Consider the following 3,365-nt stretch of genomic DNA (forward strand, 5'->3'; position numbering starts at 1 on the left):
CTGGCCGCGACCATCACGGCGCTGACCGAGGCGGCGCGTCTTCACCTGCCCGCACGGGACCCAAGCGGTGACGACGAGTCCACGCCGGACCAAACTCGCACCGAGCCGATCGACTGGGCCGAGTTCGTGACGCTGGCCATCACCGGCGCGGTGGCCAACATCGGCGGGGTGTTAAGGGTCCTGCGGGGCCGGCCCGGGTCGCGGGAGGCTGAGAGCCTGCACGGGCTGCTCCAGAGCGCGGTGGAGGACGGCCCGGTAGCGCTGCTGCGGCATCGGACCGAGCATCTGCTGGTCGTGCTGCACCCAGTAGAGATCCTGGCCGACCTCGGCTACGACGCCGTGTACGACGAGTCGCAACGGGCTGCTCCGCAAGCAACAGCACCAGCGGGTCTGGCGCTACCAGCTGCAGGAGGACCGGAACTGGCGACCCCTGGACGTGGGCGCCGTCCGATCGAGGCTCTGGCCGACGAGCACGCGCGCCCCGGCGACGTCGAGGTCGTCCCCCGTTCTCCTCAGCACGAGCAGGAGTACGACCGACTCCTCAACCTGGAGGCACGAACTGACGACCTGCGCTGCGACATCGACTCAAGCGACTACGGGCGGCCGCAGCAGGCCACCCTGCTGGCCACAGCAGCCGAGCTCATCCCCGGCGTCCCGGTCGAGATCCGTGTCGACCTCACCGATACCAACCTGACCGTGGACGAGCTCGACGACACCGTCGGACCCGCGGAGGTCATGATCGACGCTGCCAGGCACACGACCAGGTTGCCCTGGAGCGGCCTGCCCCCGGCCGACTACCCCCTGAGCGGGATCGTCGACGTCGAGCGCCTTGCCCGCCGACTCCCGCACCAGCGCCTGGACTGATACTCGCGCAGCAGCGCGGTGGTGCGCGGGACAGCGCCTGGGCTCCGGCTCAGCCCGGCCGGTCATCACCCTTGGGGTCCCGGGGGTCAGGCCGTGGGTCTGTACAGTCATAGACACCACGACTGACAGGAGCATCGAGTGCGCGACGCCCCGCGGCCCCAGCTCACGGCGTTAGCCAAGGCACGCCGAGCCAGCGAACGCGCGGACGCGACCCGTGACCGCGCCCGTCAGCAGTTGCGTCAGGCCGTAGTCGACGCCGTGATAGCCGGTGTCCCCGAAGCAGAAGTTGCCCGATTGGCGGGGGTCACCCGCATGACCGTCCGTGCATGGATCGGCAAGTGAGAGCCACGGATGGCTGCTCGCGCGAGGTACGCAGCTGTGCGGTCGATTTGCCCTGACACCCAGGTCGGGGAGGCAGCGGGCCCACTGAGTGTGACACCGCTGCCGACGCGCCAAGCTGACGTCGACCGGCGTTCAGAGGCGAGAGATGCCCTGCGCTGAAGCTGAACATCGGTGTTGGCTCGTCACAGATCTTGCGGACCTCGCGCGCCCAGGCTCGGGCCCACGCCGGGCCGAGGTAGGACACGGCGGTGATCCCGGCGAGTACGCCCGCCACGATCCACTGGGCTGACGCGGCCGCCTGGATCGCGGCGATCGTCGCGACGACGGCACGACCCGCCCACATCGTCCTCACCAACGGCATCCGCGCGAAGACCTTGCCAATCCCGGTGGCCACCCCGCAGAGGAGCTGAGCCGGCAACGTCCAGAAAGCAATCACCGGGTCGCTGCGCACTGCACCACTGAGGACGACACGTGCACCATGCACGAGCAGCGCGACCCCGTCGTCACGCCGAAGTCGTCGTTCCCGCAGGGCCGCTAGTAGCCCCGCGGACAGCACCAGCGTTCCTCGACCCACCCTCTGGACCGCGGGTGTGCCGCCAGCGCTGATGAGTAGGCGCCACGGTCCGGCAGGACCACCTCGCACGGGCAACATGGTCAGGGACGGGGCGAGCATCGCCATCTCCACCGCCGTGGGTGTCCTGGCCCGCCACAGCAGACGGACCGTCATGGACTCCCCACCGCCCGCCAGCAGTACTACTGCCACGGTCAGGCCACCGACTAACAGCCCCCCTGCCACGGCTCCGCGCAGCGCCCCACTGATCACGACCACGAGCCCGGTACTGGCCGCGACGGCTGGCCCGTACACGGCCGCCTTCCTCATCCCCGTCGTCATCCCGCTCACCTTCGCCATTTCTGCCTCCCTCACCGCGGGCACCTCAGGAACCGGCACATCCGAGTGGGCCCCCGACTGCTTCGTCTTCACCACCATCGCCGATTGCCAACAGTGTCAACCCCACCTACGACACGCGACTCGACCGCCGACTGCACCACGTCCGTCGGGGAGCCCCATTGGGGCACCTTCTTGGGGTGGCGACGGCGAGTGTCCGGGCACAGAGACGGCCCTCACCAACGCCCTTGGCTGCCGTTCCACCCTCAGTCGGGACTGGTGACGTTCGCGGGCAGTTGGGGCTCGGGTGCCGCGGTGGCCGACTCGGAAGCGGATGCGTGGACGGCACGCAGCCGGCTCGCCTCACGCCGGGTGAGGCCCTCGCCGCACCACAGGACTGCTTGCACGAGCGCGAGACCCTCGTCGTCGGTCATGGCCCGCAAGGCCGCACCGGCCCTGCGCTCACACCGCGCGACGGCCGCGTCCCGCTCGCCCAACGCGACGGCCACCTGAATCCCCAACGCGCTCAACCGCTTGTCCCGCTCGAGGCGGCGCTTCTTCACCTTGTCCTGCGCGTCCAGCGCTACGCGTCGCGCCGACTGCCGTACGCCCTGCGTGTCCGCCTGCTTGTCTCCCGGACCCGCCTGCATCTCACCCATCGACGTCACCGCTCCTGTCGCTGTTCGTCACTCGTCGGATCCTTCACACCCACAGATGCCGCCAGCACCGCCCCAGTGGACACCTCAACCCGCACAGCCACCACCACCTGAGCTCAACGCCGACCCCGACGCTGACCCCGACGCCCGTCCGATCACGTCGTACCCCCCTGAAATGCCAAAACCCATGGCCCACACACCTCATGCACTCCCGGTCGAAGAGCCGCGAATCGCTGCCGAGCCCGTGTCCTCCTGACGGCAAATCGGAGGCGTCTGGGGGTGTGACGATGTCCATGCACAAGCTGACTGCAGGGAGCGGGTACGACTACCTGACCCGGCAGGTCGCTGCCCAGGACGCGACCGACAAGGGCCACACCGGCCTGGCCAGCTACTACACCGCCACCGGCGAGACCCCCGGGCAGTGGGTCGGCTCCGGCCTGGCCGGCATCGACGGGCTGACCGCCGGGGACCCGGTCACCGCGCAGCAGATGCAGGCCCTGTTCGGCTCCGGTCACCACCCCCTCGCCACCCAGCGCCGGGACCTGCTGCAGGGGCCTGACCTGAGCGACCAGAACTACCAGGCAGTGACCCGGCTCGGGTTGCCGTTCAGGGTCTAC

Annotated in this window: 4 protein-coding genes and 1 pseudogene; 4 read left to right on the forward strand and 1 reads right to left on the reverse strand. The window is 69.7% G+C overall.

All coding sequences use genetic code 11. From position 1 onward, the window contains the following. The 3 genes and pseudogenes from Q0R63_RS21890 to Q0R63_RS21895 all read left to right on the forward strand — a co-directional run. Window positions 1–864, forward strand: a pseudogene (locus Q0R63_RS21890) (hypothetical protein); the annotation flags it as partial. A 138-nt stretch (window positions 865–1,002) separates the two neighbouring features. Then, window positions 1,003–1,206, forward strand: coding sequence for a helix-turn-helix domain-containing protein (locus Q0R63_RS24680; protein WP_366521195.1), 204 nt, complete (start codon window positions 1,003–1,005; stop codon window positions 1,204–1,206). 248 nt (window positions 1,207–1,454) lie between these two features. After that, window positions 1,455–1,616, forward strand: a complete 162-nt coding sequence (locus Q0R63_RS21895) for a hypothetical protein (protein WP_295702129.1) — start codon at window positions 1,455–1,457, stop codon at window positions 1,614–1,616. A gap of 742 nt (window positions 1,617–2,358) precedes the next feature. Here Q0R63_RS21895 and Q0R63_RS21900 read toward each other — a convergent pair. Continuing rightward, on the reverse strand, window positions 2,359–2,751 hold the full coding sequence (locus Q0R63_RS21900) for a hypothetical protein (protein WP_295702132.1): 393 nt from the start codon (window positions 2,749–2,751) through the stop codon (window positions 2,359–2,361). Between the two features lie 284 nt (window positions 2,752–3,035). On the opposite strand from Q0R63_RS21900, the gene Q0R63_RS21905 reads away from it, so the two are divergent. Next, window positions 3,036–3,365, forward strand: a 330-nt coding sequence (locus Q0R63_RS21905; protein ID WP_295702134.1) for a relaxase domain-containing protein, incomplete at its 3' end; no start/stop codon positions are given.

The sequence above is a fragment of the Lapillicoccus sp. genome, assembly GCF_025353065.1.
Classification (GTDB): domain Bacteria; phylum Actinomycetota; class Actinomycetes; order Actinomycetales; family Dermatophilaceae; genus Lapillicoccus.